Below are 15,414 nucleotides of genomic sequence, written 5' to 3' on the forward strand. Positions count from 1 at the left end.
TCGGGCCGTGACTGGAATGTTCCGGTCGCGGCCCGAGGCCGCCCATGGGCTCCGCGGCACCAAAGCGGCTCGGTCATGACGGAGACACGGGTGTCACCCGTCAAAGAAGAGCCCGCGGCTGCGATGACCCGCCATCCAGGCCTGTACGTCGCGATTCTGGGCTTATGGCTGGGCCTCTTCGCGGCGTTCATCTGGTCGATCGAGCCGGAGGTACGACGAGCGTTCACACAATCCACCAGTATCGGTGTGACAGTCGTAGCGAGTGGCTTGTTCATCGGCTATTTCTGGCTCAACGGCACCAAGGACCTCGTGTACACCGCTGCCTTCCACCGCCAACGTGAACGGCTGCTGCCGCAGATCCCGGCCTGTTCACGAGAACCCGGCGACTGGCCGCGCACGGTGCTGGTGTACTGCACCTGTGACGACTTCTGCGGGGAGTCGCTGGAGGCGTCCATGCGACAGGACGCCCCGGGGGTGCGAACGGTGATCCTGGACGATTCCAAGACGGACACATACCGTCGCGCGGTGGACGCCTTCGCAGCGGAGCACGGCGTTGAAGTCGTCCGACGCGCTGACCGAGTCGGTTTCAAAGCGGGCAACCTGAACAACTACCTACGCCGAGCCGACTTCGACTACTTCGTCATCCTTGACAGTGACGAGATCATCCCCCCGAATTTCGTCACCCGTTGCCTGGACTACTTCCAGCACTTCCCGAACGCGGGGATCGTACAGGCCAACCACGTGGCGACGCGGAACCGGAACCGGTTCATGAGCCGCTTCCATCGCGGAGTGGCCACACACTGGCTCGCCTATCAGTGCGTCAAGAACCGGTTCGGGTTCTTGTCCCTGCTCGGTCACGGAGCCATGGTCAGCGCGGCCTGCTACCAGGCGGCCGGTGGCTTCCCGCACCTGGTCGCAGAGGACCTCTGCTTCAGTATCGAGGCCCGTACAGCGGGATACCTGACTGTCTTCGCACCGGACATCATGTGCGAGGAGGAGTTTCCCGTCTCGTACATGGCGTTCAAGCAGCGCCACAACAAGTGGACTCAGGGCAACATGGAGTTCATCAAGAAGTACACACGGCGGATCGTGTCCAGCCCGATGAGCTGGTTCGAAAAGCTGGACATCGTCCTGTTCACGTATAGTCTCCCGCTGACCAGTCTCTTCAGCCTTTACGTGGTCATCAACGTCATCGTGCTGCCGGCGGTGAGCTACTCAGTGCGCTGGCCGTTATGGATGCTGATCCCGACCGTGGCGTTCATCCTCGCCCCGATGCTCAATGACATCCTCAGCCTCCGCAAGACCATGCGGCCCGATCAACTCGGCTCCTACCTCCTCCACTCGGCGCTGCTGTTCGGCTCGATGTTCTTCACTGGCCTGCGGGCCTCCTTCAAGTCCCTGTTCGGTTCTTCGGTGTTTCTCGTCACGCCCAAGAAGGGCAGCCGCATCACCTGGCGTCAAGCCGCGCGTTCCAACTGGCCGGACTTGCTGTTCGCGGTGGCGCTCACCGGGACCTGCCTATGGTTCACCCACAGTGTCCTCCCGGTGCTGTTGATCGCAGGGCCTACCGCAGCGGCCCTTTACCTGGCCCGGATGCACATGAGCGACCACCAGAAGGCGGAGGCCCATCAGTGACCAGCGTTCCACGGCGGGCGCGCGTGCGGCGCACGTTCCTCGTGGCGTTGGCTGGTTTCGCGGTCACGGCTGGACTGCTCCTGGGCGGCTACGCGGCCTGGTTGGTCTGGGGCACGAGCCCCCAGCCCAGCCAGGTCGAGCAGGCACGCACTGCCCGGGTCGAGCGCGAGCTGACTCACCATCCCGAGGTGACGCACAGCGCCTCCTCGCCCCCCTCGCAGGAGAGCAGCGCCGAGAGCAGCTCGGATGCCAACGCGGTGATGCGCATCCCGGCCCTCGGCGATCACTGGGCCTACCCCGTCTACAACGGCACCGCCGACCAGCAACTGGGCAAGGGCTTGGGGCACTACGCCGGTACCGCCGGCCCGGGGCAGATCGGCAACTACGCGGTCGCCGGGCACCGCTCCTCCTACTCGGGGTTCGAGCCCTTCGCCGAGCTCCCTGATCTCGTCAAACCTGGTGACAAGATCATCGTTACGGCCTCTACCGGGCGTTACACCTATACCGTCACGAGCACGGAGCGTGTCACACCCGACAGCGTCCAGGTCCTCCGGCCTGACCAGGGCCGCGGCGCCAACCCGAAGGACCGCCTGATCACTCTCACGACGTGTACACCCCGGTATGGGAGCACAGGCCGGTTCATCGTCTATGGGAAGCTCACTTCGGGCGGACCACCCCGAACGTGACAGCGGGAGGTCCTGTCCCGGCCAGCTTCCCTTGGATCACGGCCTCGCACGCCACGAGTTCGTGTGCGGGAGAAGGTGAGGCGTCGCATGCCTCGTCGGCCTCGGTTGGACTCGGTATTCACCAAGGCCGCGCCGTGGGCAGGCCCTTGATCTGCTGAGAGGGCGGACGCGATCCCGCCACCACCCCCACGAATGGGTGCGAACTCAAACGAATGCGCCCACACCATTGATCCGTCCGATAAGCCGAGTGGGCCTCTATCTTGGGTTCAGCGCCCGGTGGAAGTCTCCCGGCAGACCGCAGTACGCCTCGACGGTCGGCCCCCTTCCGCCGGGCGCGGCGACACCTCCGACGTGGCTGGCGTCGTGCTTTTCAGGGGCCGCCGCGACGATCACGACCACTGACCCGCCCCTCAAGGCCGTGCGTCAGCGCCGTTCCTCACACCCGTCGTCGTGGTGTCCGGATTCCGCCAGGTGCCTTCCGCGCCCCATGGCCTCCCCGGCCCGCGGGCCGATCGCTGCCGCCCAGCTCGCGAGTATGTCCTCCCACGTCCAGATATCGGCCGGTGGCGGGACTAAGGCCGCGACCGGGCTGGATCCGGCTGAGCCCGCGGTCCGCGACCTGAGGCTCAGGAGGGTGCTGATGGGATGCCAGGGTTCCGAGCGGTCGTCAGGATCGGCCCGCCATACTGCGCCGTCGGGGTGGTGAAGTACGGCCGTCACCTCGTCGTCTGTCGGAGGCTCAGGGTTTCCCCGGAGGTAGACCGCCTTCAGCCCCAGATTGCGCAGCCGGGTCAGGGCCCGCGTGCGGTTCGGGGCGTGCGCGAGCACACGGACCCGTAACGGCTCAGGGACGACTTCGTTCGAATTCAAGTCCGGACGTGGCAGCCATAACGCGACCACCACGTTTCCGTTCGGAAGCTTGACAAATCCCCCACCAGCCATGCCGCTCTGCTCTCTTCGTAAGTGCTGTGCCAGCGACAGAGTTTGCCAAAGCCTTCGAACCCGTTCGACACCGCCTTGGGGGAACAGGCGGTGCCGGATAGGCGGCGATCAGAAAAGCGGCTGTCGCGACCGGCACGCGCGGAGCGGGGATTACGGTGGCAAAGGGAGGTCCACCGACGCCCGCCCATGTACCCAAGGAGCGTGAAGCGCCAGCGGCCTCCCAGCCGCCTGCAGTACTGCCGAGGGCGCTCTCAGTGTGAACCGCCCGAGGCCGACGCCGTCGTCGGTGTCTTACCAATCGGCTTCGGCCACGGCGATGGCTTGACTGCCGTGATCGGTGTACGCGTCGTCGTCGGAGTCTCCTGCCTCGTCATCGGCGTTGTCCGAGCCGGGTGTCTCCCCCGGAGGGCAGGCGTGGGCCGCGTGCCACTTGCTCGTGAGATCCTGGCCGCGGATGACACCTTGCGCGTGGTAGAGCAGGCCCCACGTGTCGATCGCCGACATGTCCGGGAAAACGCATAAGTCTGTGGTGTTCGCGAAATTCGCCTTGCTCTCCTGACCCTTGACGACCCAGTAGCCGACCTTTCCCTCCATGTTCCAGGTGCCGCCGAGCTGGGTGCAGTAGTCATGTGCGGGCTGGCCCAGCACCCCCTGCGGGGAGTTGGGCTTGGGCGGGTGGTTGTAGGCGAGCTCGGCCAGCGTGGCCTTGTGCGCGTTGAGTGCCTCGGCGGTGACGGTGATCTTTGTCTGGTGCCCCTCGTCCCAGAAGGCGCAGAGGCCTTGGCTGCCACCCAGCGGCTGCCCTGCTCCGACCTGGCCGGCCAATGGGACATAGGTGTGATACTCGCCGCCCTCTCGGGCGCAGTAATGCCTGTCGCCCCTGGTGTGTTGTTCGGCGCTGGCGGTGGTGGTGCCGAGCAGCGTGGCGGCGACAGCGAGAGTCGTGGCGGTCGCTGCATTGAGCATCCGTTTGCGCATGGGGTCTCCCGTGGGCGTGGAGGTGTCGGGACTCCCCCTGGGAAGTTGACACCGTTTTATCAGATTTGTGACCACTCTATGTTATCGGATTGTCGCTCATGGTGATGATGCTGGGCAGAGGCCGGGCGGCCTTCCAGAGCGTCTGGGGCCCGAGGCGTTCACAGGGCTAAAAGGTGTGGTGATCTTGACCGGCTGCCGGAATGCGGGATTTTCGCAGGCGATAGCGCATCAACTCGTCGACACCTTCGGTGATTTGGCCATGAGTCGGTGGAATGCCAGAGAGACTCGGAGTTCCCCGCCTTTCCATCAGCATCTCGGGGTCCGCGACGGATCACTCAAGGCGGGAATACTTCCCGGCGCATGCCGCGTCCGCTCACTGTGATCTCATGCCGGACGGCACCCCACTCGTCAGCCTGGCGTGGTAATAACCATCGCACGGCCGAGACTTCACGGCATACTGCCTCGCGTTTAACCGGAGAGTCATGATATCCGCGACCCCCGCCCTGGAAATGATCATTGGAATAACCCCTTTCGAGGAGCCCGACGCGGGGCTGGTCGAAGCGGTCAGCCGGGCCGGCGGCCTCGGAGTGCTCGATCTCGGAACCGGCGACCAAAGAGCCAGAAAGGCGCTGCTACGCCTTCGGCGCTCGGCACCCGGCCCGTTCGGGGTGCGCGTCGGGCCACGCTGCCGGATGAAACCCGCGGACCTCGCGACGGGGAGGCCCGGCCCGCGGAGCGAGGCCGGTCCGCACACGGTGGTGCTCGGAGTCGGTTCCCTGTGGCAGGTCGAGGATGTCCCTCCGCGGTACAGAGTGCTGGTCGAGGTCACGGACCTGGAGCAAGCGCTGGAAGCCGTCCGCGCCGGAGCGGGCGGCCTGATCGCGCGTGGCGCCGAGAGCGGGGGCAGAGTCGGGGAGCTGAGCAGCTGTGTCCTATTACAGCAACTCCGCCTGGACATACCGATCTGGGTCTGCGGCGGTATCGGTCCGCGTACAGCGGCGGCAAGCGTGGCCGGCGGGGCGGCCGGGGTCGTCGTGGACAGCCAGCTGGCCCTCCTGGCCGAGTCGACTCCGGCTGAAGCGGCTGCCGAGGCGCTGCGGGCCATGGACGGTTCGGAAACCCTGGTCGTCTCCGGACATCGCCTGCTGTGCCACCCCGGCGGACCGAGTGTCCCAGCCGGTGATCCGGAGACGGTGGCGGCGATGCTGGGTTGCGGAGACCCGCGCACGCAGCCGCTGCCCGTGGGTCAGGACGGTTTCCTGGCCGCCCGCTTCGCTGAACGCTGGGGCGACGTCGGACGTGCGGTCCAAGCCCTGAAAGACTCCGTGCGCGACGCCGTACGGGACGACATGCCGGCCCGGGCACTGCTCGAAGGCTCCCCGATGAGCCGTGCGCTCGGTACCCGGCTGCCGATCGCTCAAGGACCGATGGCCACGGTCAGCGATCAGGCACGATTCGCCGACGCCGTCGCCGACGAAGGCGGTCTGCCCTTCATGGCGCTGGCCCTCGCCGACGGGGAACGGTCTCGGACGATGCTGGAGGAGACGCGCGCCGCCATGGACGGAAGGCCGTGGGGCGTCGGCCTGCTCGGCTGCGCGCCGGGGTACATCGAAAGCGCCCAGTTCGACGCCGTACGACAGTCGAAGCCCACGCATGCGGTCATCGCCGGCGGGCGGCCGTCTCAGGCAGAGGCACTGGAGCGCGTCGGAATCCGGACGTTCCTGCAGGTGCCCGGGCCGAAGGACCTGCGGGTCTGCCTGGCGGCAGGGGCCCGCAGGTTCGTCTTTCAGGGCTCCGAGTCCGGCGGCCACGTCGGGCGGTGGGCCAGTTTCCCGTTGTGGGAGGCCCAACTCGCGGTGCTGGAGGATTTCCTGTCCGCCGCGGGAGAGGACGCGGCGCGGCACCTGGAAGTGTTCTTCGCGGGCGGCATCCACAACGAGCGCTCGGCGGCGATGATCGCCGCGCTCGCCACGCCGCTCACCGCACGTGGAGCCGCCGTCGGCGTCCTTCTCGGAACCGCCTATCTGTTCACTGAGGAGGCGGTGACGCTCCGGGCGATCCGGCCGCTCTTTCAACAGCGTGTCCAGGCCGCGTCCCGGACCGCGCTGATGAGGACCGGCCCCCTGACCGTCACCCGATGCGTCCCGAGCCCATTCAGTCAGGATCCCCAGGCCCGCCAGGAGGAACACGAAACGGCGCCATCCGGCCGGATCATCCCCGAAGGCCTGTGCTGGGCGGAACGGCAGCGGCTGACCGCGCGGCTACGGGTCGCCAGTAAGGGGGTCACGACAGACGCCGCTGGCGCGCCGGTGCGCGTCGATGAGGAGCGTCAGCTGGCGGACGGCCTGTTCATGGCGGGGGAAGTGGCCGTACTCCGGTCGGCGACCACCACCATCAGCGCGTTGCATCGCTCGGTGACCGATGGCGCGGCGGGCTTCCTCGCCCGGCGGGCGGCCCTGCTCCGAGAACGAGCCGATAGGCCTCAGGGTGAGCCGCCGGTCGGCTGAGCGGCGTGGTTCTCAGGTCATGATGTATCCGATGGGGCCGTCTTTGGCGTAGGCGGGGGTTTCGCAGTTGGGGTCGGTGGTGTCCATGTGGTCGCCGCCGTTGTAGCAGCGGTAGAGAGGTACGGTGCCCGGGATCTGGGTGGGGTAGAGGTATCCGAGGGGTCCGTCCAGGGCGTAGCTGGGTGACTCGCAGGTGCGGTCCGTAGTCTCCATGTGGTCGCCGCCGTTGTAGCAGCGGTAGAGAGGAACGGTGCCCGGGATCTGGGTGGGGTAGAGGTAACCGACCGCGCCGTCCAAGGCGTAGCGGGGTGACTCGCAGGTGCGGTCGGTGGTCTCCATATGATCACTGCCGTTATAGCACCGGAACAAAGGGACGGTTCGCGCGATGATGTATCCGATGGGGCCGTCTTTGGCGTAGGCGGGGGTTTCGCAGTTGGGGTCGGTGGTGTCCATGTGGTCGCCGCCGTTGTAGCACCGGTAAAGGGGCACGGTGCCCGGGAGTTGGGTGGCGTACAGGTATCCGATGGGGCCGTCTTTGGCGTAGGCGGGGGTTTCGCAGTTGGGGTCGGTGGTGTCCATGTGGTCGCCGCCGTTGTAGCAGCGGTAGAGAGGTACGGTGCCCGGGATCTGGGTGGGGTAGAGGTATCCGAGGGGTCCGTCCAGGGCGTAGCGGGGTGACTCGCAGGTGCGGTCGGTGGTGTCCATGTGGTCGCCGCCGTTGTAGCACCGGTACAGCGCTACGGGGCCCGATCGGCTCGCGACAGTCAGTTTGATCGCGGTGTCGTTGGCGTCCCAAGACCCTGGGATGGTGAGTCTCACCCCGCGGATGTCCTGGCTGAGGGCCACTGGGGTGCCGTCCTTCACCAGCGAGGCCGCTCCGAAGACCTTGCCGTCCCGGGGCAGCGGCAGAGTGAGGGTCCGTCCGCGCGGGGGCTTGAGCACGTGAATGTATTCGGTGCGGTCGTCGGGCGACTTGGTCGCCACGCCCCAGGGCTGGTCGATGATGCGGGTTCCCGGTTCGACGGGATAGGAAGTGCTGGGCCGGGTGCCCAGGATCGACGGCTTGATCTGGTCAATCCAGGCGCCGACCTGCCGCAGTGTCGTCATGACGCCGGGTTCCCAGCCTCCGCCGGCATAGGGGCCCGCTCCCCAGGCGATGCCGCCGCCATCCGTGTTGGTCGCCGCCTGCAGGACCGTATAGCGGAACATGCTCCGCGCGGAGTACCGGAGCGTGCTGTGGGAGCGTTGCGCCCACCAGGTTTCGGTGAAGATCGCCGCTACCGGCTCGGCGGAGCCAGGCCACAAGTTCTCGTTGGGCTGCGAGAGCTCAGCCCAGCCCCCGTACTCCTTGCTGCCTTTGTCCATGCCGTACAGGCTGCCGTGATCATTCTGAATGAGGACGGCGTGCGGGCTGACCGCCTTGATGGTGCTCCGCAACCGGGGGTAGTCGACCACGGTCTGGCTGTCGGCTGCGGGGCTGCCCTCATCCATGTATAGGCCATCGATCCGGTCGCCGTAACGTTGCATCAACTCCTGGTAGACGTCGTTGATGAAAGAATTCCACTTCGGCCGGTCAAAATCGGGGCCCGGGTCCCAGCCCTTTCCGGGCGGCGGGGGTTGTACGCCCCAGCCGGTCTTCTGCCGGTCGGCGGCAGTGAACTCCATGCCGTCGCGGGGATGGGTGTACAGGTAGACATGGATGCCTTTGGCCTTGACCGCAGTGATCATGTCTCCGATGAGGTCGCGTTGGACACGGTGAGCCGGCAGGCCCCACTTGAGCATCGCCTGGCTCGGCCACAGGGCCACCATCTTGGAGTGCCAAGCGGTGAAGATGACGTACTGCACCTTCGCGTCGGCCAGATCATTGGCGAACCGCGTCGCGTCGAAGCTGTTCGCGAGGGAGTTGGGGTCGGTCACGGCGGTGCCGTTGGAGTTCACGGTGAGGCCCGGCACGTAGTGGACGAACAGGCCGTACTTCTGTCCGGAAAGGTCGGTCATCCCATCGTCCGCACGGGCCTGCTGCATCCGGAAGGGCAGCGCGAGAACGGCCATCAACAAGATCAGCACGGTGAAGAGGCCGACTGGCTTCCGATCGCCGCGTAAGTCCATGAGCCGCACCTTTCGCATGGTTGACAGGCGCAGGGGCAGTAACCCATGGGACCGCACGTGCCGCAACCACAGCGGAGTCCACCCTGATGCCGCGGGTCAGTGACCGAAGTGATCGAAGCTCGGGTCATGGATGATGAGTTCCTGTTGCGGTGCGCTGGGAAGCCCGGTCCATGGGCGCCGGTACGACGCGGCGGGAGGGTGCCCGCATGACAGCAGGCACCCTCCCTGTGAGTCAGCCGAACGCGACCGTGAAACAGGCAACCCGCGCGCCGGCGTTTCCTGCTGAGCCGGGTTCGGTAGACGTCCCGTGTTCGTGGATCACTACCGATCCCGTCCCGCCGGGGCGGAAGCGCCAGTTGTGGTGGGAAAAGGCGACGGCTCTCCCCTTGCGGTCGGTTTTGAAGTCCAGCCACGCCTCGTTGCTCGAGTTCGCGTAGGCGGAATCGACGGAGGGTTGGTGCGGGTCCTGTTGGTTCTGATAGTGAGGGCCGGAGGCATCAGGACTTGATCCACACGGTTTCGTGTGCACGTGCGCCCCGTACATGTGGTTCGGCTTTAAGCCCTTTACCCCCAGCCCGAGGAGGGTCGACGTGTCTTCGGCGAACTCGTCGACCTCGATGGACGCGGCGGCTGGCACCAGAGCCATGTCGTAGGTGACCGCACGGGACGGGATGAACGCTGTGGGCGGTGCGAACTGTCCCTGCGCTCGCAGCCAATAGGGGTCGGTTGATGCCGACGCGTTCGTCGGCAGCGACATGCTGAGGGCAGCCGCGGCGAGGACAACAGCCGCCTTGGTGAGTCTTGGCAACGTCCGCTCCTTGTTTCTACGGGGAAAGAGACCTGCCGTAGGTACCCCCTCAAAGCCCTTGCTACTGAACGCTTCACCCGCAGGGGTGACCGGCGCGGCTCGCCGAGCAGGCGGAAGCCGGGTCATGCATGCTGAACGGAGATGCTCGGGCCGGAATCACCGGGAGGCTGCCGTGTCAAGTCTCAGCAGGAGCAGAAGCCTGCATCCGTGGCCGGAGGAAGTCACTAAGCCTGGTTTTCCGGAATGGGAAAAAACGGCATTCAAGTGGCTGTGGGAATTACTTCCCACTCATTGCCGCGATCAATGGTTATTGGTGTCTCATCCTCTTCTTCTTGCCCGCCAGGCTCGCCGTCAGGTAGAGGGCGAGATTTACATGCTGCGGTACAAGCGCAGCTCACACTACGAGCTCAAGCGGTTGGGGCTTTCCCCTGCCGTCATCGAGGAGGTGATTCGTCTCGATGCGGAAGAAGTTCACCGGCTGACGCGGGTGAAGGAGGAAGTGATGATGGTCGCGCAGGCATTGGCGCTGTCACCCGCAGGGGGCTGCCGAGGCAGCCGTAGACCATGACCGGACGCGCTTCTCAGCGCTTTCGCACCGCGGCGGGCTCATGCCGGCGCAGCAGTCGCATGGTGAGCGCGTAGCAAGCCAAGGTCATGCTCAACAGCACGCCGGTATCGATCAGCCACTGTGCGAGCGTGGGATGCCACAGGGGATCGGTGGCCGAGGGCGCCGAGCTGTCCATGGGGCCGAGTAGCCGACCGAGATGGAGTGTCACACCGTCCGCCGCGATGGCCCAGCGTGCGGGCGCCAGCCAGGCCACTTGTTCGATTCCTGGATTATTGAAGAGATGGAAAGTGATGCCTGAGAACAGATATTGAAAAACAGAGAACAGCACCAGCAGAGGCATGGCGGCTTCGGCGCTCCTCACCAGTGCCGAGATGACTAGACCACACATCATGGAAGTGAATCCGAGCACCGTGATGCCGAAGGTCAGTTCAATGGCCGGAGCGCGTTCAACAACGATTCCCTCGGACGGCAGCGCTCGGGGGAGGAGACCAATCAGGCACAAGGTGATCCCTTGAAGAGCGGATATCAGACCCAACACGCTTACCTTCGACACAAGGTAAGCGGATCTCGACAGGCCGGCGGCCCGCTCTCGTTCATAGATCGCTCGTTCTTTGACCAGTTCCCGAACGGAATTCGCCGCACCCATGAAACAGACGCTTACGGCAAGGGAAGCCAGGATCGTGCCGGCCCCAGGGTTTGGTGTGCCGCCGGGACTCCCGCGAAGGCCATGGACGGCGGGTATGACAGTGCTCGCCAGCCCCAGGACAACGGGCAGGAGGATCATCAACCCGACGAATCTCCGGTCGGAAGCCATCACCGCCAGCTGCCGACGCACCAGACTGGACACTTGAGCCGTCCAACGGGCTGCCTTCGCAGTGGAAACGGTCTCAGCGGCCGTGGACGCCGTTTGCCGGGGGAGTGTCACAGTTGTGCGCAGCTGGTGTGCGCGCCACTTGTGAGACCAGTCGTGCCCACGCTGTTTCTCGAAAGCGGAGAAGACGTCGGCCCATGTGGTTCGGCCGAAGAAGGCCAGTGCCTCGGCCGGGGGACCGAAGTAGGCCAGGGATCCGCCCGGTGCCAGGACCAGTACTTTGTCGCACAACTCCAACTCCGCGACGGAGTGCGTGACCACCAGCACCGTGCGCCCGTCGTCCGCCAGCCCCCTCAACACCTGCATGACATCACGGCCTGTACCTGGGTCCAGGCCGGAGGTCGGCTCGTCCAGGAACAAGAACGAGGGTCTGGTCAGGAGTTCCAGCGCGACCGAGACGCGTTTGCGCTGCCCGCCCGAGAGCGCGTTGATGCGTTGGCCGGCGTGACGGTCGAGCCTGAGTTCGGTCAGCACTTCGTCGATCCGGCGTTCGCGTTCCGCCGGCCCCGTGTCCCGGGGGAAGCGAAGTCGCGCGGCATAGTGGAGCGCGGACCGCACCGTGAGCTGTGGGTGGATGACGTCGTACTGCGGAACGATCCCCATACGCTGACGCAGTGCGGCGAATCGCTCATGAAGGTTCTGGCTTCCGTAGTGGACCTCGCCCCTGGCATTGAGCTGGTGGCCGGTGAGGGCGCGGAGCAGGGTGGACTTCCCGGAGCCAGAAGGACCGATCACCGCGATCAGGGCTTTGGCGGGAACCGTGAAGCTCACCTTGTCCAGCAGCGTCCGATGCCCCTTGCCGTGTTTGACCCGGACGGTCAGGCGGCGAGCGGTCAGTGACGCTTCCTTCACGAACTCGTCCCCTGCCGCCACGGAGCCGATGGCGTCGGCTGAGACGGGGCGATCGGCAGTGTGGCCGGGTCGGCGATGACGACCGTTCCGGGAGAACATAGCGCCCTTCACGAGACAGCGGTGTTCGGTTGGTCATGCCATGGTCCGGGCAGCAGGCGATGGCCGGGCATGAGGTTCCGGCCCTTCCATTACCGCCACATCGCGCTGAGTCAGGGGGCATCGTCCTACCTGGGCGGGAACATGGGCTCACGGAAGGCCGGCCCTTGATCTGCGTCCCAGTCTGCCGCCTTGGCTCCGCTGAGCAATGTGGATGTTCCCCACAGCCTGCGGAAAGGTATGTCCGGGACTCACTGCTCCTTCGGAGCGGTGATGGCTCACAGTTCGTTCAGAGACTGAGGGCGATCGCGGCGGCGACGCCGCCGAGACCGAGGGCGAAGGCAGCCTGCTTCCACCCGCCGGCACCCCAGTGGAAGAACCGGTCCGCTGCCAGCCGGCCAGGACCGATGGCCGCGACAGCGAGAGAGACCACGGTGATGCACACGCTGTATTCCACGCCTCCGTTCATCTCCCACAGGCCGCGGGCGCCGGTGACCGTGGCCATGGCGTTGATCATGACCCCGATCAACGCGGCGGCGGCGAGTGGAGTCAGCAGCCCGAGGGCCAGTCCGAGGCCTCCGAGTAATTCGGACAGCCCCCCGACCAGGGCGAACAGCTTGCCCGGGTGATAGCCCAGCGCGGCGAAGCCCTTGCCCGTCGCCGTCAGGCCCTGCCCGCCGAAGAGGCCGAAGACCTTCTGGGCCCCATGGGCGGCCATCAAGAGGCCGAAGGTCAGCCTGACGAGAAGCAGGCCCCAGTCGGCGGCGGAGGCGCAGAGGGCGCCGGGCCGCACGGGCGCCTGGGCGGAGTGAACGGATTTCAGAACGCACTTGGTCAACATGGTGATGCTCCGGTTGAAGAGTCGGGCCGGGCGTTCTCCCCTGGGCCCCCTCGTCCAATTCCGGCCGTCAGCCCGCAGTGCGGCAGGCGGGCATTGGACGACAGGACCCAGGCCGGACAATGCCGAACGCCGGTTCAGGTGTGAGATGGGTGGCTGGCAGCATCTCAGAGTGCGCCCGCCGGGCAGGGCCTTTCCGTTTGCCGGAAGGCGGTGTCGTGCTGGCCGGCGACCGTGAAGGTGTGCAGCCGGGGCATTGGGCGCCGGCGCGCCGGGCACAGGACGGATGGGGCCGTGGCCGGTCAGTAGGGCGCGCGCGCCAGTTGCCACCGCTGGTTGGCTGTGCCCTTGCAGGTGTACTGGACGGCCTGCGGGCCGGGGACTGCGGGGTTGTAGACGATGGTCAGACATCTGCCGCTGTGCCCGGCCGTGATGCGGTATCCGTTGGGAAACTTGGTGAAGCGCCATTGCTGGTCGGTGCCGGTGCCGCAGGTCCGCTGTGTCACCCGTTGCCCGTTGGCGGTGGATGACGACGGCACGGTGAGGCACTTGTGGTTGTACCGGGCGACGAGCCGGTAAGAGCCGTTCCCGAGCCGGAGCACCTGCCAGTGCTGGGTCGGGTTCGCGGCTGTGCCACAGGCCCGCTGTGTCACCCCGGCCCCGTCGGCCATGGACCAGCGCGCGGTCAAGCACTGTCCGCTGTGCCTGGCCACCAGCTCGTCGTAGGCGTACCCGGAACCCACGCCGTACGCCACACCGGTCGATGTGTTGATGGAGACCCGCGGGTACCAGGGCATGGACAGCGTCCTGTCGGGCCCGAACCGCAGGGGCAGCCAGACGTACTCGCCGTCCTTGATCCCGCCACCCCAGGCGTTCCCGTGCCGGTCGCCCATGTAGAGGTACGAGGTCGTGGTGCGACCCTGGATCGGCAGGACGAACGAGGGCTGCGAGCCGTAGGTGATGCTGTCACCCAGGTTGGCCATGGGCCGCCACGGACCGGCGATGTGTGTCGCGGTCGTGTATGTCGTCTGGTTGGGCTGCCAGCCGGTGACACCGGAAGTCAGAAGGAAATAGACGCCGTTACGCTTGAACAGGGTCGCCGCTTCCCGGTTGACGTTGTGGAGAGTGGTCACCCGGGCGGCGACCCTCAGATAGTCGGCCGTCATACGGAAGACGGTGAGGTCCTTCTGGTGGTTGGTCGTCGAGATCACGTACGCCGTGCCGTCGGTGTCACGGAAGACGCTCATGTCGAAGGACCTGTACCCGAGGGGCCGGAAGCTGCCCCGGTAGGTGTATCTGCCGTCCACCGTGGCCGACGTGGCGATGGCGATCTGATCCTCGGTCAGGGGCGCTGGATGGTTCTCCTTGCGCATGAACAGCACGTATTGGTGGGTCCGGGCGTTGTAGATGACCTTGGGCCGCTGAAGATTCTCCACCTGGGGAGCCGAGGCCTGGCTCAGCACGTTGTTGCGGAACTGCCAGGCACGCAGATCGGTCGAGCGGTACACGGAGATGTAGTGGAAGCGGTTGTTGGAATAGGGGTTCTCGCCGAACCAGTAGTAGTACGGGCCCACCTTGATCACCCCGCCGTCGTGACCGCGGACCACCTTGCCCGCGGTATCGGTGAACTGGGTTCCGTTGGTAATCGCGACCGGCGTGGCTTTGGCATGGGCTCCGGCCAGTAACGGAAGTAATAGCCCGAGGCAGATGGCGACGGCTGATCTCCGGGGCGTACGTAAGAGCATGGCGCGCATGATTGCACCTCTTTCGCGAACTCAGTGATGAGCGTGTGGTTCAGCTCATCAACGGCCGCCTGGTAGGGGTAACGTCGCACGCGCCTCGCCGCCATGCCACTCACGTTCGCGGCGCGGGCGGAGAACACGCGGACGGGCCTCGCGCAGGGCGCCGATACCGGGACTCGACGACCACGCCCCTTGAGGGAACAGCGCGGTGTCCGGGAGGCCGACCTTGCGGAAAGCGCTTGCTGCAAGGTGAGTGTCCAAGTTCACATCCCCTGGGCTTCGACCGCTGCCGGACGGGAGCTGTGGCGCCAAGGCCGCCGCATCCACTCGTTCCGGCCGGACGGCGGGCTGCCATGTGCGCTCTGTCAGCGCGCCGGGAATCGCCGTCTCCGCACCACACCCGGGATGCCACGACCTGAAGGAGGTCTTGAGCGATCCTCCCGAACGACCTGGGAAGATAAGCGGAGTCGCGTGACGTACGGCGTTCCGCCCCGTGAGGGAACCGCCGGGGCGGCAGGCCGAGCGTGAGGTGCCGCCGGGGGCCAACGTTCGCCTCGACCCACGGACCTCCGGGGGTGCCCTCGCGGCCGGCTCATCGCTTGCCGGCCAGGAGCGCTCCCACCGTGAAAGCGTTATCCTACGGCCCCTCAGGGCCATGACATGGCCTTACCGTCACTGCCGTCACACATCGCAACTCCCGTCACTCAAGCAACACAAGGACGGGCCGGCGCGCTGCACGATCGCAAACCACTCAATGTGCCAGGGGAGTCCATGCGGCGTTT

Annotated in this window: 10 protein-coding genes and 1 pseudogene; 4 read left to right on the plus strand and 7 right to left on the minus strand. The window is 66.1% G+C overall.

Annotated elements, in window-relative coordinates; genetic code table 11:
- Positions 1 to 75: 75 nt before the first annotated feature.
- Both DBP14_RS35665 and DBP14_RS35670 read left to right on the plus strand, forming a co-directional pair.
- The gene (locus DBP14_RS35665; RefSeq protein ID WP_129312385.1) at positions 76 to 1,635 is read left to right on the plus strand and encodes a glycosyltransferase; all 1,560 of its coding nucleotides are present in this window, start codon (positions 76 to 78) and stop codon (positions 1,633 to 1,635) included.
- Positions 1,632 to 2,321 carry a class E sortase gene (locus DBP14_RS35670; RefSeq protein ID WP_164992584.1) on the plus strand — a complete coding sequence of 230 codons (690 nt, stop codon included), beginning with the start codon at positions 1,632 to 1,634 and terminating at the stop codon, positions 2,319 to 2,321. The genes DBP14_RS35665 and DBP14_RS35670 overlap by 4 nt, the downstream gene beginning before the upstream one ends.
- Before the next feature lie 627 nt (positions 2,322 to 2,948).
- Here DBP14_RS35670 and DBP14_RS37195 read toward each other — a convergent pair.
- Both DBP14_RS37195 and DBP14_RS35680 read right to left on the minus strand, forming a co-directional pair.
- A pseudogene (locus DBP14_RS37195) lies at positions 2,949 to 3,263 on the minus strand (hypothetical protein); the annotation flags it as partial.
- Between the two features lie 291 nt (positions 3,264 to 3,554).
- Complete coding sequence (locus DBP14_RS35680; protein ID WP_129312387.1) at positions 3,555 to 4,241, minus strand: hypothetical protein; 687 nt, start codon at positions 4,239 to 4,241, stop codon at positions 3,555 to 3,557.
- A 482-nt stretch (positions 4,242 to 4,723) separates the two neighbouring features.
- On the opposite strand from DBP14_RS35680, the gene DBP14_RS35685 reads away from it, so the two are divergent.
- Positions 4,724 to 6,748 (plus strand): nitronate monooxygenase, encoded by a 2,025-nt coding sequence (locus tag DBP14_RS35685; protein WP_347239689.1) that lies wholly within the window; start codon positions 4,724 to 4,726, stop codon positions 6,746 to 6,748.
- Positions 6,749 to 6,760: 12 nt separating this feature from the next.
- Here the strand turns inward: DBP14_RS35685 and DBP14_RS35690 are convergent, their stop codons facing one another.
- Both DBP14_RS35690 and DBP14_RS35695 read right to left on the minus strand, forming a co-directional pair.
- A complete protein-coding gene (locus tag DBP14_RS35690) occupies positions 6,761 to 8,857 on the minus strand; it encodes an alpha-L-fucosidase (RefSeq protein WP_241741414.1) in 2,097 nt (698 codons plus the stop codon).
- A 232-nt stretch (positions 8,858 to 9,089) separates the two neighbouring features.
- Positions 9,090 to 9,665: a superoxide dismutase family protein gene (locus DBP14_RS35695; RefSeq protein ID WP_241741401.1), complete on the minus strand. Its 576-nt coding sequence runs from the start codon at positions 9,663 to 9,665 to the stop codon at positions 9,090 to 9,092.
- Between the two features lie 172 nt (positions 9,666 to 9,837).
- Here DBP14_RS35695 and DBP14_RS35700 point away from each other — a divergent pair, with 172 nt between their 5' ends.
- Positions 9,838 to 10,233 (plus strand): hypothetical protein, encoded by a 396-nt coding sequence (locus tag DBP14_RS35700; RefSeq protein WP_129312389.1) that lies wholly within the window; start codon positions 9,838 to 9,840, stop codon positions 10,231 to 10,233.
- Between the two features lie 13 nt (positions 10,234 to 10,246).
- Here DBP14_RS35700 and DBP14_RS35705 read toward each other — a convergent pair whose 3' ends face one another.
- The 3 genes from DBP14_RS35705 to DBP14_RS35715 form a co-directional block, all read right to left on the minus strand.
- The gene (locus DBP14_RS35705) at positions 10,247 to 11,977 is read right to left on the minus strand and encodes an ATP-binding cassette domain-containing protein (protein WP_347239690.1); all 1,731 of its coding nucleotides are present in this window, start codon (positions 11,975 to 11,977) and stop codon (positions 10,247 to 10,249) included.
- Between the two features lie 364 nt (positions 11,978 to 12,341).
- Positions 12,342 to 12,893, minus strand: coding sequence for a DoxX family membrane protein (locus DBP14_RS35710; protein ID WP_129312391.1), 552 nt, complete (start codon positions 12,891 to 12,893; stop codon positions 12,342 to 12,344).
- A 299-nt stretch (positions 12,894 to 13,192) separates the two neighbouring features.
- A complete protein-coding gene (locus DBP14_RS35715) occupies positions 13,193 to 14,635 on the minus strand; it encodes an RICIN domain-containing protein (RefSeq protein ID WP_129312392.1) in 1,443 nt (480 codons plus the stop codon).
- Positions 14,636 to 15,414 lie beyond the last annotated feature (779 nt).

This window comes from Streptomyces sp. L2 (assembly GCF_004124325.1).
Classification (GTDB): Bacteria; Actinomycetota; Actinomycetes; order Streptomycetales; family Streptomycetaceae; genus Streptomyces.